This is a genomic window from Pseudonocardia sp. Cha107L01 (assembly GCF_052566575.1).
This window is the reverse complement of record NZ_CP199579.1, coordinates 1,507,226-1,523,633: the sequence shown is the minus strand read 5'-3', so window position 1 is coordinate 1,523,633 and position 16,408 is coordinate 1,507,226. Positions and strand designations below refer to the sequence as shown.

At 70.3% G+C, this 16,408-nt stretch carries 10 protein-coding genes; 4 read left to right on the top strand and 6 right to left on the bottom strand.

The genetic code is table 11. From position 1 onward, the window contains the following. Positions 1-9 precede the first annotated feature (9 nt). The 6 genes from ACTXG6_RS07195 to ACTXG6_RS07170 form a co-directional block, all read right to left on the bottom strand. Complete coding sequence (locus ACTXG6_RS07195) at positions 10-2,613, bottom strand: non-ribosomal peptide synthetase (protein WP_445186980.1); 2,604 nt, start codon at positions 2,611-2,613, stop codon at positions 10-12. 34 nt (positions 2,614-2,647) lie between these two features. After that, positions 2,648-6,745, bottom strand: coding sequence for a Pls/PosA family non-ribosomal peptide synthetase (locus ACTXG6_RS07190; RefSeq protein WP_445186979.1), 4,098 nt, complete (start codon positions 6,743-6,745; stop codon positions 2,648-2,650). A 653-nt stretch (positions 6,746-7,398) separates the two neighbouring features. Continuing rightward, positions 7,399-8,031 carry a response regulator gene (locus tag ACTXG6_RS07185; RefSeq protein ID WP_445186978.1) on the bottom strand — a complete coding sequence of 211 codons (633 nt, stop codon included), beginning with the start codon at positions 8,029-8,031 and terminating at the stop codon, positions 7,399-7,401. 56 nt (positions 8,032-8,087) lie between these two features. Continuing rightward, the gene (locus ACTXG6_RS07180; protein ID WP_445186977.1) at positions 8,088-9,194 is read right to left on the bottom strand and encodes a histidine kinase; all 1,107 of its coding nucleotides are present in this window, start codon (positions 9,192-9,194) and stop codon (positions 8,088-8,090) included. Between the two features lie 26 nt (positions 9,195-9,220). Continuing rightward, entirely contained in the window at positions 9,221-11,185 is a 1,965-nt protein-coding gene (locus ACTXG6_RS07175; protein ID WP_445186976.1) for a molybdopterin-binding protein, read from the bottom strand. Between the two features lie 69 nt (positions 11,186-11,254). Further along, positions 11,255-11,602 carry a cupin domain-containing protein gene (locus tag ACTXG6_RS07170; protein ID WP_445186975.1) on the bottom strand — a complete coding sequence of 116 codons (348 nt, stop codon included), beginning with the start codon at positions 11,600-11,602 and terminating at the stop codon, positions 11,255-11,257. 395 nt (positions 11,603-11,997) lie between these two features. On the opposite strand from ACTXG6_RS07170, the gene ACTXG6_RS07165 reads away from it, so the two are divergent. From ACTXG6_RS07165 to ACTXG6_RS07150, 4 genes are all read left to right on the top strand, one after another. After that, complete coding sequence (locus ACTXG6_RS07165) at positions 11,998-14,172, top strand: molybdopterin-containing oxidoreductase family protein (protein ID WP_445186974.1); 2,175 nt, start codon at positions 11,998-12,000, stop codon at positions 14,170-14,172. Between the two features lie 123 nt (positions 14,173-14,295). Continuing rightward, positions 14,296-14,565, top strand: a complete 270-nt coding sequence (locus ACTXG6_RS07160; protein ID WP_445186973.1) for a hypothetical protein — start codon at positions 14,296-14,298, stop codon at positions 14,563-14,565. Positions 14,566-14,650: 85 nt separating this feature from the next. Continuing rightward, positions 14,651-15,619 (top strand): NAD-dependent epimerase/dehydratase family protein, encoded by a 969-nt coding sequence (locus ACTXG6_RS07155; protein ID WP_445186972.1) that lies wholly within the window; start codon positions 14,651-14,653, stop codon positions 15,617-15,619. 88 nt (positions 15,620-15,707) lie between these two features. Further along, positions 15,708-16,319 carry a DUF4232 domain-containing protein gene (locus tag ACTXG6_RS07150; RefSeq protein WP_445186971.1) on the top strand — a complete coding sequence of 204 codons (612 nt, stop codon included), beginning with the start codon at positions 15,708-15,710 and terminating at the stop codon, positions 16,317-16,319. Positions 16,320-16,408 lie beyond the last annotated feature (89 nt).

Below are 16,408 nucleotides of genomic sequence, written 5' to 3'. Positions count from 1 at the left end.
TTCGATCGGTCAGGCAGTGGGCTGACGGCTGGCAGGTCGCCTGGCAGGTCGCCTGGCTTCGTCGAACACCGCGCCCGGCGCGGCGTCCACCAGGCTCGCCAGCTCGGCCAGCACCGGGTGCCGGGTGATGTCCTTCAGGCTGACCGCGCGGTTCAGCGCGATCGCCAACTTCACGGCCGACAGCGACGAGCCACCGCGATCGAAGAAGTGGTCGCGCCGGCCGATCTCCTCGGCCGGCACCCCGAGCACCGTCGCCCAGGCGAGTGCCAGCCGCCGCTCGGTCTGCGTCCTCGGCGCCTCTCGCACGCGATGCACGTCCTCGGAGTCGCCGAGCGCACCGCCGAGTGCACCGAGTTCCGCCGCCAGCCCGACCAGCGCCGTTCTGTCGATCTTGCTATTGGCCGTGAGCGGTAGTGCGTCGCGCCAGTGGATCACCGGGGGCACCATGTACTCGGGAAGTGACGCGGCCAACCGCCCGCGCACGGCGTCGGTCCCCACCGGTCGCTCGCCGGCACAGAACGCCACGAGACAGGCGTCCTGGCCGTCACGCTCGAGGACCACCACCGCGGCGTCCCGCACGCCGGGCACCCGCAGCAGGGCGTTCTCGATCTCACCGATCTCGATCCGGAACCCGCGGATCTTGACCTGGTGGTCCCGGCGGCCGAGGAACTCCAGGGTCCCCCGGGGGCGCCAGCGCCCGTAGTCGCCACCGAGGTAGAGCCGTGCGCCCGGCCGGTACGGGTCGGTCCGGTAGGCCTGCGCGGTGCGTTCCGGGTCGTTGACGTAGCCCCGGCCCACGCACACCCCGGAGAACACGATCAGTCCGGGAGCACCGAGCGGCACCGGGCGCAGCTGCTCGTCGACCACGTAGACCGACACGTTGCGGATACACCGCCCGAGCGGCACGCTCGCCGACTCCGGCACCCCGCGCATGACCTCGTGGTTGGTGTCGTCCGAGGTCTCCGTCAGCCCGTAGGCGTTGACCAGTGTCGTTCCCGGCATCGCGGCGAACCAGCGCTGCACCAGTTTCGGTTTGAGTGCCTCACCGGTGGCCGACACGCACCGCAGGTCCGGCAGCTCGCGGGGGTCGGCCTCCAGCTGGGACAGCACGGCCTCCAGGTACGACGGCACGACCTGGAGCACCCCGACCCGCCCGTCGGCGATGGTGTCCACGAACCGCGCGACGTCCAGGACCACCTTCTGCTCGACCAGCAGGGTCCGCCCGCCGACCAGCAGCGCGGCCACCAGCTGCCACAGCGAGATGTCGAAGCACTGCGGCGCGGTCTGCGCGATCACCGCGCCCTCGCCGACCCCCAGGTCCTCGATCTTGGCGTAGACGTGGTTGAGCATCCCGGCGTGCTCGCACATCGCCCCCTTCGGCGTCCCGGTGGAGCCGGAGGTGAAGTAGATGTAGGCCAGCTGGTCCGGTCCGACCGCGACACCGAGATCGGCGTCGGCACCGGGGCGGCCGGCCAGCTCCGCGCAGGCCCGGTCGATGTCCACGGCGTCGACCTGGGGCAGGGACGCCAGCGCGGACCGCAGCGTGGCGCTACCGCCCGCCTCGGTGAGCACCAGCCGAGCGCCGGCGCGGGACAGCGTGGTGGCGATCCGCTCGGCCGGGAAGTGCGGCTCGATGGGCAGGTAGACACCGCCGGCCTTGAACACCGCGAGGACAGCGGCCATCCAGTCGAGGGTCCGCTCGGTGACCACGGCGACCACGCCCTCGCGGCCGAGTCCGCGCGCCAGCAGAGCCCGGCCCAGCCGGTTGGCGTGCGCATTGAGCTCGCGGTAGGTCCACCGCACGTCGCCCTGCACGGCGGCCACGGTGTCGGGGTGGGCGGCCACCCGGCGCTCGAACAGCTCGTGCAACCTCGCGTCCGGCAGCTCCCGGCGCGGGCCGGCGAGCCCGTCGAGCTGGTGGGCCAGCTCCTCGGCGGACAGCAGGCTCCGCTGTGCGGGGTGGGCGTCCGGCGCGGTGGCGATCGACGCGAGCGCGGCCTGGTGGTAACCGGCGATGCGGGCGGCGGCCCCGGCGTTGAGCACGTCGGTGCGGTAGCGCAGCCGGAGCCGGAACCGCCCCGCCCGATCCGTCAGGTCCAGCCACAGCACGGCGCCCCCCGTCGGCGCCGTGCCCTGGGTGGGCCGCTCCTCACCACCGACCGCGTCGAACACCGTCTCGAACCGCACCGCGCTCGAGCCGAGCTCACGCGTCAGCTCCTCGATCGGGAAGTCCCGGTGGCTGCGCAGCTCGGACTCGACGCGCGCGGTGTCGCGGAGCAGCGCCCGCCACGAGCCGGCGCCGGTGTCGAGCCCACAGGGCAACGCCGGGCCGCCCGCCACGGCGACGTAGCCGGTGACGACCCGGCGCTCTCCGCACAGCGCGGCCAGCACCGCGGCGTGCGCGGCCAGCACCATCGAGCGCCTCGGCACCGCGCACTCCCCGGCCACCCGACTCAGCGCGGTCGCCACGTCGTCCGGCACGGTCACGGCCACCTCGGCCACCTCGGCGACCCCGGCTGTCGGCTCGGTCACCCACCTCGGGATCGTGGTGCATCCGCCGGCCCGCAGCACACCGCTCCAGAACTCCCGGCCGCTCCCGGCTAGCACCCCCATCGCGCGCCCCTCTCCCGCTGACCCCGCATGCCCGTCAACCCGCTCGTCCCTCGGCCGCGTGCGCCCCGGCGCCGACCGCCGCCCCGTCGCCTCGCCAGCCGGTGCCGTCTGGCCATTGCGCGGCCTCCGCGAGCGCGCCGGCGAGCACGGACACGGCGGTGTCGATCACTTCGGCACGGACGGTCAGCGGCGGCTGGATCCGCAGCACCGTGCTTGCCGGGCCACTGAGCTGGACGATCACACCGCCGCGCAACATGTGCGCCCGAACGTCGACCGCCAGTTGGGACGCTCCGCGCCCCGGGACCGGTGACATCAGCTCGATGCCCCACATCAGCCCGCGTCCGTGCACGTCCAGCACCGCCGGGTGTTCCCGCAGCTCGGCCAGCCGCGCACGCAGCTGCTCGCCTCGGGCGCGGGCGTTGCTCAGCAGGTCGTCCCGGCGGACGACGTCGACCATCCTGATGCCGGCCAGGAGAGCAATCCGGCTGCCGGGGTCACCGGGGGCGTCCACCGCGTACGGCGCCATGCGGACGTCGTAGAGCACCACCGCGGTCGGACGCTCGAAGCCGGTGAGCGCCCGAGAGCAGACCACCACGTCGGGCTCGATGTCGTACTGCTCGAACGCGAACCAGGTGCCGGTGCGGCCGGCGTCCGTGCCGGTCTCGTTCACCACCAGCGGAATGCCGAGCTCGCGGGTCATCTGCCGTACCCGGTGAACGAACTCGCGCCGGGCCGGGACCACGCCACCCAGGCCGCCGGTCATCGAGATCAGTACCGCGGCGGGTAGCCGCACCGCGCCCGCGCGGTCGTGCAGCACCTGCGACAGGGAAAACTCGCCCTCCAGCGCCACCACGTCACGGCGACCGGTCACTGCCCGGCACAGCCCCAGCGCCGCGTCGACCGAACTGCCTCCGGCGGGTGTCCCGAACTGGATCCCCATGCGCGCCCGCATCGGCGCGGGCAGCATGGACAGTTCCGCCTGGGAGGAGGCCCGCCGCACCCAACCGATCGCCTGCGGCCCGGAGACAGCCTGTTCCAGCCGCGTGGAGATCTCCGAGGTCAGGACGGGATGGTTGTGCCCCAACGGGAGCGGGTCGGCACCCGAGGCGAAGTCGACGAACACATTGCCGTCCACATCGCGTACGAAGCTCCCGCCGGCCCCGGCGACCACGACCGGGAGGCCCAGCTGACACTGCATCGTCACGTCGGGCACGTGCCCCGGGCACCCCAGCTCCACCGACCTCGGCCCGGGCAGCTCGCTCGACACCGTCGGGCACCCCGACCCGGCCAGCTCGTCGTCGCGCCCCTGCCCAGTCAGCTCGGCGGCCGAGCCGGAGCCGCGGGCCGCTGACGTCCCGGCCAGCAGATCCGGCTTGGTCTCCGTCGGCGCCAGCACCGGCGCCCGCACCGCCGCCGGGGAGGCAGCGGCCGACGCGGGCAGCCCCACCTCGGCGGCCGGGTTGCCGCTCCACCAGGTGTGGGCGGTGACCTGCTCGCCCTTCATCAGGAACGCATCGGCGTCGAGGACCGCACCGTCGCCGATCGTGACGCCGTAATGGACGAGCGCATACACCCCGAGCGTGACGCCGGACCCGAGCTCCGTGCGGTCGGACTTGAACGCACCGTCCTCCTGTGAGTGGCACTGGATCCGGCTGTTCATGTTGAGCGTGCAGTCGTCACCGATGGTGACCAGGTTCTTCTCCGGGATGATGCACCCGTCGTCGAAGACGCGGCGCCCGAGCCGGACACCGAGCAGCCGCCAGATCAGGTTCTTGAACGGGGTGCCGTTGAAGATGATCTGGTAGGTGACCGGGCTGCTCTTCCAGAATCGTTCGTGCCGCCAGAAGCGCCGGTCGTAGATCGAGCAGTACAGCGGCCGGATCGGCCGGAACAGCTGGACGGCCCGCTCGACCAACACGAAGTAACCGACGGTGAACAGCATGGCGGCCACGATGGAGAGCCCGACCGCCAGCACACCCAGCGGGCGGTAGAACACCGCGAGGACGGTGGCTAAGAGGGTGAGCCCGACGAAGTGCAGCCAGTACACCAACAGAAAGAGGATCATGGTCGCCACGTTGTGCCGCCTCTTGGCGGCCAGCCGGCGGCGCAGCTCGCCCGCTTCTCGGAGGTCGTCGAACTTGTGGTCCCGCTCGACCGTTCGCGGGATCTCGAAGCTCGGTGAGCCCAGCAATCCCACGCCCTCGCGAACCTCGCCGTCGATCGGCACCATCACCTTCGTGGCCAGCAGGCAGTTGTCGCCGGTCCGGCCGCCGGACGGATACGCGATGTGGTTGCCCAGGAAGTTGCCCCGCCCGATGAACACCTCGCACACCCGGAAGGAACTGCTGGAATAGTCGGCACTGGCGATCGACAACCCGTCGGCGACCATCGTTCCGGTACCCACGTGGCTCGAGTACGGATTCTCGTGCTTGACCTCGGTGCCGAAATTCGACCCGGTCTGCTGGACGGGCCGCAGCCGGTACCCAATCCAACGCAGGTAACCGACCACGGCGGAGCTGTCGCCGAACAGCAGCGTGAAGAACCGGATGTTCGTCAGCCGCGCCACCGTGCGGTGCACGCCGTAGCGGAAGCCGTAGAGGGGGTAGGCCCGGCCGGTCCGCAGGAACAGGTTCAGCAGACGCGGGACGGTGGCGACAACCAGGAGACCGGTGAGCAGGACACCCGCGAACAGCACGGCGGAGACGACAAGGGTGTCACGGTAGTGCGACCAGGCGGTGAGGCTGCGGGGCCCCGCGTCGAACAGGGCGGCCACGCGGGGCACCCGGACCGTCACCAGGACCACCGCGGCGAACGCCGCCGAAGCCACCACCAGCACCTTCAGCAGCTGCCCGACGCTGTAGACGAACCTGCGCGTCCAGCCACACCGGGTGGGCGACACCGTCCGGAAGTCGACCTCCGTCCGGCGCCCCGGGGTGCCGTGCCAGCGCTCACCGTCCGGCACCGCCTGCCCCGGGTGCAGGCTGGAGGCGTGGCCGAGCTGAGCCGACTGTCCCAACGAGGTGTCGATGTCCAGCACCGACGCCTCACTGACCAGCGCGTCCGCCCCGATGGTGACCCGGCCGGTCTGGATGACGCCGGCGTGGGCGCGATAGCAGGCGAACAGGGTGTCCTTACGGATGACCGCGCGGTCGCCGATGGTGAGCAGGTCGGTGCACACCGGCACGGTCCGGGAGAAGACGGCTACGCCCCGTCCGACCTTCGCGCCCAGCGCCCGCAGATAGAGCGGGTAGATCGGCGTCCCGACGAACAGCACCAACGGGTTGGTCCGGACCAGCGACTTGACCACCCAGAATCGGAGGTACCCCAGACTCCACACGCGGATCCGCCGAGGCTTCCACCGGCCGACGAGCAGCCACTTCGCCGCGATGGGCAATACACACAGCAGCGCGAAGCTGGCGACGGTGAACAGAACCGACCGGAGATAGATCGACAGCGTGTCGCCGGCGCCGGTCGAGAGCCACGCATAGGCCAGGGCCAACGAATTCGTACCGCCCTCGAGCCTCGCCCGGGCATAACGGCCGATCACGCCCGAACCTGTGGACACCCACTCGTAGCCTTCGGTGGCAATCAGCGCGGTGAATAGCGAGGCACAGCAGAACAGGAGCAGTTGCGCCGCCCCGCACACCAGGAAAAGCGCTGTGCTTCCCCGCCGTTCCGGTTCCACCGAGGAAACCTCCGCCGGTGCAACAACCGCGACCGGGCGTGGCTCCCGCACAAATGGCGTCCCCTCGGCCGCCGGAACGGCCTCCGGTGACTTCTCGACCGGCGCCGGGGCCGGCGGCCCGGCGCGGCTGGCCCCGGTCCCCGCGAGCGCTGCGCACAGGGCTCCGAGCGTCGGATATCGGTAGATGTCCTTCATCGACACCGACGGCAGGTCGGGTCGCTTCCTGACCCTGGCACAGAACCGGGTCATCAACAGCGAGTCGGCCCCCAGGTCATCGAAGAAGTGGCTGGCCGCGGAAATCTCCTGGCCACCGACGATGTCGGCGAGCAACTGGGCAAAGGCCTGCATCGTCGGCGATGGAGCAACCTGACTGTCGCCGGCGAGCAACGGGGCGGCCATAGGGGCCTGCGCGACTGCCAGGGTCTCGGCACCGTCTGCCACTACCATGGCCCCTCCCGAAAGTGTCGGAATGGTAACTTCTAATGTGTTGAAACGGTAACTTCCGCTCGCGGTTGAAGAAGCGCAGGACAAATCAGAAGCAATCTTCCCGCTGCGAACGGTCCGGCGATCTGTTTTGCCGGTGCGCCTCTGACTCCGCGTCTACCTCGGAAAATCAGCCACCACTATGGACCCTGGAGTCGCCCGTGGCAATGCCTTTGTTTCTGCTTGGAACAACAGGCGAATCAGCCCACGCAAAAAGAGGTCAGCGTCAATTGCCGAATGGCACACACCCGCCTCGCGAGTGACTGGACGCAGACCCTTCCGGACCGGCCGACCCGTCTGAAGCCTCTCCGCTACCTCCTCGGAACACCGCGGTGGGCCCGTCCGCCCCGCACAGTCGGCTGTACCCCGGCTGAGGACTGACTGTGGGCCCGATGAGGGTTTCGTCGCCCTACGTACCCAATGTCGCCCTACCTACCCATAGCGTTTCGGCGCCGGCGGAGAACCACCCGAACGTCCGTGCAACCTCAGGCGATCTCGCCGCCCGCCACACGGAAGGAGTAGCAAACCTGGGCCAAACGTGTCCAGGCCGACTCGAACGCTGCCTGACCACAGGTCAGGACGGTGTCGTCGCCGGGAGTCGGCCCGGCTTCAACGACCTAGATCAGCTGTAGTTTCTGGGCGTAGACGATGGCCTGAACGCGGGTGTGCGCGCCGAGCTTTTCCATCAGTGCCTGGGTGTAGCTGCGGACGGTGTTGACGGTGAGGTCGAGTTGTTCCGCGATGTCCTTGGTCGTCATGCCGGCGGCCATCAGGCGCAGCACGTCGACTTCCCGAGGACGCAACTGCGGGTAGCTGGCACCATCGGTCTTCAGCAGCCCGCTCGCTGTTTCCAACGCTCGGGCGATCCCGGCGTCGACGACCATCCGACCGTCGCGGACGTCACGCAGGGCCTGGACGAGGTCGAGGTCGAGGGTGCCTTTGAGGAGTACGCCCGCGGCGCCGGCTTCCAGACAGCGCCGCAGGTTCTCGGTGTCGTCGAAGGCGGTCAGCATGACGATCTTCGCGGCCGGCGTGCTGGTCCCGAGCTCGCGGCAGACGTCGGAGCCGTTGAGGTCACCGAGGCGCACGTCGAGCAGGATCAGGTCGGGCCGGGTGCGCTGAGCGATCTCGAGGGTGTCCTTGCCGGAGTAGCACGCGGCGATCACCGTGAACTCGGACGTCGCGGCGAGGACCCTTTCGATGCCGTGCGCGACGAGTGGATGGTCGTCAGCGATCAGCACGGTGCTCATCGAGAGGCGGTCCGTCGCAACCGGGGTCGACGCGGCGGAGCCCGGCGACGGGGTACTCACGGGCAGTCCACCAGTGGGATGGTGACGCGCAGGCTGGTGCCACCGTCGTCGTTGGCCGCCAGCCGCAGGACGCCGCCGGTCCCGTTGACCTTCTGCAGCAGCCCTGGAATGCCCAGTCCGGAACCGCGACCGGGGACCGGATTGAGTTCGAAGTCGGTGGGCAGCCCCTTGCCGTCGTCCTCGACGGCAAGGACGAGTTGGTGGGACTGGTAGGCGAGCGACACGAGCACCGCGCTGGCCCCGGCGTGTTTCTCGATGTTGTGCAGGGCCTCGCGCAACGTGGAGAGCAGGATGGTCTCCAGCTCGGGTTTTGCCGGGGCGGGGGTGCCCAGGGTGACGACCTCGGTGGCGATGCCGGTGCGGGAGGCGAAGGTGGCCACGTCCCGACGCATCGTGACCGAGAGGGCGCCGGCGGTCGGCATGAGGCTGTGCATGGCTTCGCGCAGGTACGCCGAGGCCTCGGCGGCGTCGGCCTCGATCTCCCGGGCGGACCGGGTCGCGGTTTCGGGATCGGCAGCGGCGGTCTGCTGAATTTCCTTGGCGGACATCGAGATCTTGAACAGCAGCTGTCCCGCGGTGTCGTGGAGTTGTTGGGCGATGCGCTGGCGGTCCTCCTCGACCGCGAGCTGTCCCGCCCGGTCGGCGCGTGCGGCGGTGACGATCAGCGGGGCGAGGGAGGCGCCGAACTCGTTCATCAGCAGCGTGGTCCGCGGCGACACTCGCCGTCCGCGCATGCCCGCGTACATCACCCCGAGCCAGTTCCCCCCGAACTCGATCGGCACGGCGGCCAGCCCGCGGATGTCGTCGGCGACGAGCACCTCGACGAGGTCGTCGAGGTGCTCGGCGTCGGTGGCGCAGTTGCCGGTGGTGGTCGGCATGCTGCGTTCCAGCGCGCGCCAGCCCAGCCCCGCACCGCGGGGAAGTCGGATCCCGGCCAGCGGCGCGGTACTGCCCTCGGCGGCTCCGAGGATCAGGGTGTCCTCGCCGTCGTAGATGGCGATGGCCGCGACGTCGGCGGCGATCAGGTCGAACAGACGCCGGCAGGCCTTGGTGACCAGGGCGGGCAGGTCGCACAGCCCGGACAGCCCCCTAGTGGCGAGCACAAGGTTTCGGACATCGTCGATCGATTTCACCGTGTAGCACATTGGGTGGCTCCGTTCGCCGGGACCGAAGGTGCGGTTGTCGGGTTGGCGCCCGCCGGGCCGTGCCATGTTTCGTGCCCGGCGCCGCGCCCCGAGTAGCCGCGGAGCCGGCGCAGCGCACGCCGGTAGCCCATCGAGCTGAGCGCCGTGCGCAGTTGCTCGACCGCGCGGCTGTCGAACGCGGCGGCGGGTACGACGAGCATCTCGGCCTGCGCCCCGACGCGGGCGAGTTCGAGCAGCGTGATGGGGCCGAGGCGCTCGACCAGCCCGGCGGCGAGGTGTTCATCGGGGAGCGCGCCCGCAACTTCGACCAGGACAGCGGCGGCGTGACAGAGCCCGTCGGCCAGGGCTTCCACGGCGGAGTGTTCGCCGAGGGTGTGCCAGTGCACCGCGGCGACCGGCAGGTCGGCGCCGAGCAGGTCGGCGAGGGCGTCGGTCGCCGGGGAACGAAGCCCGGTGACGATGGTGGTGCCGGTGGCGAAGGCCGCGCCCTCGACCGGCACCGGGCGCACGGTGGCGCCGGCGGGATAGCCGGTGTCGCCGGCGGGGATCCGCAGGATCGCCTCGGTCTGCACGAGTGTGTTCAGGGCACCCGCTCCCCTCGGCAGTGCGACAGCGACGAGCGTGGCGTGCCCCGTGCGTGGGGCGACGACCCGGGCGAGCCGCACCCGCACATACTCGTCGAGATGCTCGGCGGAGACGATCGGGCCGGCCAGGCGGGCCGGGACGCCGTACTCCACCCCGCCGGCGGCTCCGGTGTCGAGGATGCGATGGAGCATGGGGCGAACGAAGCAGGTGTAGGCCCGCTCCGCCGAGGCCGGGTACCCGGGGATCCCCACCACGGGAACCGCCGGTGTCCCGGGCCGGACCCGCGGCAGCGGGCCCTTCGGCTCGACCACGGCAAAAACACCGGCGCCGTCCCCGATGTTGTCGTCGATGCCGGAGAGCCCGGGGCTGTCCGCGTCGTCTTCGCTACCGCCGAGCACCCCGAGGACGACCGGATGACCGGGACGCATCGCCACTCCGTGCACCGCGACCCGCCCCAGCTGCCTGATGACCGAGGAGGTGTGGTCGTCGCGGCCAGCGCTGGACCCGGCGATGACCAGCACGAGGTCCGCCTCTCTCGCCGCGGCGGCGACCGCGGCGGCGATCTGGTCCGGTACGTCGGGGACGATGGGCAGCGTCTCGGTGAGGCAGCCGGCCTCCTCGGCCAGCCCCGCGAGCATGATCGAGTTGGTGTCGAGGATCTGTCCTGGTGCCAGGGTCGCCCCGACCGGACGGATTTCGTCACCGGTGGGCAGGATCGCGACATTCGGCCGACGCCTGACCAGGATGCTCACGTGCCCGGCGGCGGCGAGGGCGGCCGCATCGGCCGGCCGGACCCGGTGCCCAGCCGGGAGCACGACCGCGCCGGCCTCGATGTCCTCTCCGACCGGGCGGATGTGGCGGCCGGCGTCGGCCGGGGCGCTGAGCTCCGCGTGGCCGCTGGGAGTGAGCGTCACCAGTTCCCGCATGACGACCGCGTCGCGGTCCTCGGGTACCGGGTCCCCGGTGTCGACGTGGTCGAACTGCTCCGGCGACAGCCTGATCACCGCGGGATCAGCCGCGATTGCGCCGCCTGCGCGGGTCTGCGCGTCGATGCTGGCGGTGGTGACCGCGATGCCGTCCATCGCCGCCGCGCGGTAGGCCGGAACCGACCAGCGTGCGCGTACCGGTTCGGCGGTCAACCGACCCCGTGCCGAGGCGACAGCGACGGTCTCCGTACCCCCGACCGCGCTCCAGCCGGCGCGGGCACACGCGCGCACCCAGGTACGGAAGGCTTCCCCGACCGGCTCAGCCGCGACGGCGTCGGTATCGGCGCGCACGTGCTCGACCGCGACGGACGACGGGTCACGCTCGGGGGCCGTCGGCTGAGGGGTCTCGGTTCGGGGTCGCGCCGGGGTGGATGTCACTGGGGTTGCTCCTCCGCACGCCGCGCGATCCGGCGACCCCTCAGGGCCACCCGGACCATGCGGTCACTGTCAGCCGCTGATGACGAACAGCTTCTTGAACGGCTGGGTGACCGTCCACGTCGACTTGGTGCCCTTGGTGAACGACGCGATGTCACCAGGGCGCAGGGTGACCTTCTCCCCGCTCTCCAGATCGATGACGAGCTCACCCTCCAGAGCGTGGATCGTCTCGTCGGCGGTGAACGGGTACGGGAAGCTCTGCGGCTCCGAGCGCCACAGCCCGACGGCCAGGGTCGCGCCCTCAGCGCCCTCGGTTCGGATCCAGTGGACCTCACCGATGGCCTCCCCGCCCACCACGAACGGCTCGAAATCCTCCGCGGTGATCAAAGAGCGGGCGTACTCGGCGGTTTGGGTAGTCATCGTCACTCTTTCTTCTGTCGGTGCAACTCGAAGATTTCGGGCCGTCGGCCGGTGCCTGATTCGGTGCTAACTTGTTCACGCTTCCGACCCGAGAACTCTATCCGGTGGCGCTGATTGAAAACACCTGCAAACATGGATGCCCCAACGCCCAGGAGCCGCAACATGGTGGCTGAACAGGGGATTTACCCGAGCGACACAACATCGACCCGTGCCGTTTTCGGACGGCACCTGCATTTATAGGTGTTGATCGCGAATGGTCGGCGGCAATTTCGCGAGAGTTACACAGCTTCATCGGAGTGTCATATCGCCGTAACGCTGGCTTGGCTCACTGGGGCCCCTATTCGGCTGTCCGGTCGACCTATTCGCCAGCTCGGACTCTGTGGAGGACTCTCCCGATGACGCTCACACCCGAGGCCAGCCCCACCGGCAAAGAACTGAAAATCATCCGCGGCGCGTGTCCGCACGACTGCCCGGACACCTGCGCGATGCTCTACCACGTCGAGGACGGCAAGCTCGTCGACGTCAAAGGCGACCCGAACCACCCGATGACCAAGGGCGGTCTGTGCGTCAAGCTGAAGAACTTCCCTGAGCACCACTACCAGTCCGACCGCCTCATGCACCCGCTGCGCAGGGTCGGGCCGAAGGGCGCCGGACAGTTCGAACGAATCACCTGGGACGAGGCGCTCGCTGAGATCAAACAGCGCTGGACATCCATCATCGACGAGTACGGCAGCCAGGCGATCATGCCGCACGCCTACCTCGGCCACCAGGGCGTGATCAACGGCCTGACCTCCGGTGACGCGTTCTTCAACCGGCTCGGCTCGACCGTGGCGGAGAAGACCTACTGCGAGTCCGGGTCCTCCACGGCCTGGCACATGACCGTGGGCGGCACCGGCGGGCTCGATGTGGAGTCGATGGCCTACTCGAAGTACATCATCGTGTGGGGCATGAACATGACCAGCACGAACCTGCACGGCTGGCCATTCCTGCTGAAGGCCCGCAAGGACAACGGCGCCAAGATCGTGGTGATCGACCCGGTGCGCACCCGCACCGCGCGGCAGGCCGACTGGCACATCCCGATCCGGCCGGGCACCGACGGTGCACTGGCCCTGGGTCTGATCCACGAGATCATCGCCCAGGGGCTCACCGACACCGACTACGTCGAGAACTACACCGTCGGGTACGACGAACTCGCCGAGCGCGCCGCGAACTTCCCGCCGGAGCGCGTCTCGGAGATCACCGGCATCCCGGCCGAGGACATCCGCACCCTTGCCCGGGAGTACGCCACCAGCCAGCCCGCCGCGATCCGCCAAGGTGTGGCGATCGAGCGCAGCCGCGGCGGCGGTGACGCAATTCGCGCGATCACCTGCCTGCCCGCCCTGGTCGGCGCCTGGCGCCACGTCGGCGGCGGCACGATGGAGATGCCGATCTGGGAGTTCCCCACCCTGTTCGACAAGATCTGCATGCCGCAGTGGATCCCCGAGGGCACCCGGGTGGTCAACGAACTCGACCTCGGCATGGCGCTGACCGGCGAGCTGCGGCTCGACCCACCGATCAAGTCCCTGTTCGTCTACAACTCCAACCCGGTCTCCCAGGGACCGGCGCAGGCCAAGACGATGCAGGGCCTCATGCGCGAGGACCTGTTCACGGTGGTCAGCGACCACTTCATCAACGACACCGCCAAGTTCGCCGACCTGGTGCTGCCGGCGACCATGCAGGCCGAGCAGCTCGACATCATGGTCACCTGGGGTCACCTCTACATCTCGCTCAACCAGCCGGCCATCGAACCGCCCGGGGAGTGCGTGCCGAACTCCGAGCTGTTCCGTCGCCTGGCCAGGACCATGGGCTTCGACGACGACTACTGGGACCGCACCGACGAAGAGATGCTGATCGACTTTCATGACTGGGACGCACCGGCGCTGCAGGGCATCACCTTCGAGAAGCTGAAGGAGGTCGGCTGGATGCGGCTCAATGTGGGCACTCCCGAGGAACGTGCCCCGCATGCTTACGGCAACTTCCCGACCCCGTCGGGCAAATGCGAGTTCCGCTCCAGCCTCGCCGAGGGCGGCAACTTCGTCGTGCCGGTGTGGCGGTCGATGTACGAGGGCATGCAGGACGGCGGCTACGTCGACCCGGTGCCGGACTACCTGCCGCCGTTCGAGTCCCCGGGCTCCAACCCGGAACTGGCGAAGAAGTACCCACTCAACATCGTCTCGCCCAAGCCGCACGCGTTCCTCAACAGCCAGTACGGGAACGCCGCTGACAAACAGGCCGCCCAGGGAAGCCAGACCGTGTTCATCCACCCGGCCGACGCGGCGGAGCGGGACATCATCGAGGGCGAGGTCGTGCGGGTGTTCAACGACCGCGGCACATTCTGCGGGCCGGCCGTGCTGCACGAGGCACTCATGCCCGGCCTGATCATGGCCAACGTCGGGCACTGGCAGAGCAAGAGCTCCGGCAGCACGGTCAACTCGATCACCGCGGACCGGCACAGCACGCTCGGGAACGCGGGCGTGTACTCCGACAACCTCGTCGACGTCGAGAAGATCGCGGAGCCCGCGGGTCTGTAGATCCGCCGCGGCCGTACCGGGCAACGACGCATCCCGGCCGTCTCACCGGCTGGCCCTCGACTCCGAGGGCCAGCCGGTCCCCCCTGCTCGCCCGCACCAAAGGGAGCCGGAACCGGGCACACCGTGCGGTTCATCGAGTTCATGGACGTGGGCACCGCGGGCACCGACCTGCGCGCCGCGTTGCGCTCCGGCGTCACCGACAGCCAGCTCGCCGACCTCAAGGCCGGCCGCTGGCGGGCCCGCACCGACCGGTACTCCGAGCTGCGCGGAGCCCACGCGACCGACCCGCGCCAGCCGGGCCGCGCATCGAGATGTCCTACATCGGCGGCTGATCCGCACCGCCGCCCACGCGAACCCGGAGACATCACCTCACGCATGCAGCTCCACCGCTGACCCAGCACCCGACGGTGTGGACCTTGCGGACAGCTGGCGGGCCACCGCGGCTGACCGAAAGCCCGTGCTGGCAGTGTCGACGGCTGTGCAACCTGAGACGCACGTTGTCATCGGCGGCAGCGGAGCCAGCGGGCAGGTGGTCGTGCGACTGCTCGCGCAGCGGGGTGTCCATGTCCGCGCGGTCAGCCGGCGGGGGAGCTTCCCGGTGCCGCCGGGCGTGGAGACCGTCGGCGCGGACGCCACGGACGCCGACCGCATGCGCGAGGTCTGCGCCGGCGCCACCGTGGTCTACCACTGCGCGATGCCGCCGTTCCGGGACTGGCGCAGGCTGTTCCCACCGATGACGGACGCGGTGCTCGCCGGCGCGGAAGCCGCGGGCGCACGCCTCGTCTTCGCTGACGACACCTGGATGTACGGAGCCGTCGACCGGCCTATGACCGAGGACCTACCGTCGCGGCCGGTGTCCGACCGGGGCGTGTTGCGGGCCTGGCTGGCGGAGAAACTGCTGCGCGCGCACGACCAGGGCCGCGTGCCGGTGGCGATCGCGCGAGCCGGCGAGCTGTACGGTCCCGCCGTCGAGTCGGTGCTGGCGCGCGGGCTGTTCGGCGCGGCCGCCGCCGGTCGCCGAGCGCGTTGGTTCGGCAACCTCGACCTGCCGATCACCCCGACCTACATCGAGGACTTCGGGCGCGGCCTGGTCACCCTCGGCGAACACCCGGACGCCGTCGGCCGCGCCTGGCACGTGCCGACCGAACGGCCCACCACCGGGCGGGACTTCGTCCGCGCGGTGTTCGACGAGGCGGGCACCACCGGCCGGGTCACCGCGATCAGCGCCCGCACCGCCCGCGCGCTCGGCCTCGTGTCGTCGCTGGCCAGGGAGGGCGCGGCGATCCTCTACCAGTTCGAGCAGCCGTTCATCGTGGACAGCGGCGACTTCGCTCGGCGCTTCGACGCCGCTCCGACGCCGTACCGCGACGGCATCAGGGCGACCCTGGACTGGTACCGCGCGGGTGGCTCGCCACTCACCTGGTCGGGCCGAAGCCGGGGGCGATGAGGCTGGGAGAAGGCCGCGCCCGCGGCCTCGGTGACCGGCTGGTGAGTCCCCGCGCATCGGCCCGAGGGACGTCCGAGATCATGGCGGGATGAACTCGACACAGTTCGTGATCGCCGTCCGCCGAGCCATCCTCGCGGTGGCCGCGGTGGGTGTCGCGGCGACGCTGGGCGCCTGCGGAGATGGTCAGTCAGCCACCGCCCCGCCCCCGTCCGCCTCCTCGCCGGGCAGCGGGGACTCGGCCGCGCCCGACGCGAGCACGCCGGGGGTGGCGGCCGGGCCGAAGGAGTGCAAGGCCGCGGACCTGGCGCTCGCGGTCGTCTCGGGCAGCGGCGCCGGCATGAGCCACCTCGGGGTCAACCTGCAGTTCACGAACAAGTCCCAGCAGACGTGCACGCTGCAGGGGTCACCGGGGGTGTCGTTCGTGAGCGGGGACGACGGCCAGCAGGTCGGCGACCCCGCGAGCCGGCAGCCGAAGAGCGGCGCGCAGCGGGTCACCCTCACCCCCGGCAGGCACGTGACCAGCGAGCTCAACATCACCAACGCCGCCGCGTACCCGCCCGAGGAGTGCAAGCCGGTGCAGGCTCGCGGTCTGCGCGTCTACGCCCCCGACGACACCGCGGCGATGTACGTCGAGTTCCCCGAGCAGGCCTGCTCCGCACCCGGCAAGTCCATGCTCTCCGCTGCGGCCATCCAAGGCTGAGGTCCGGCGGCTCCTGTTACCGAACTGCACAGGAGGCAGGTTCTGGGCGCGTGGAACGTGCCTGGTGTGCAGCTCGGTAACAACAGGCA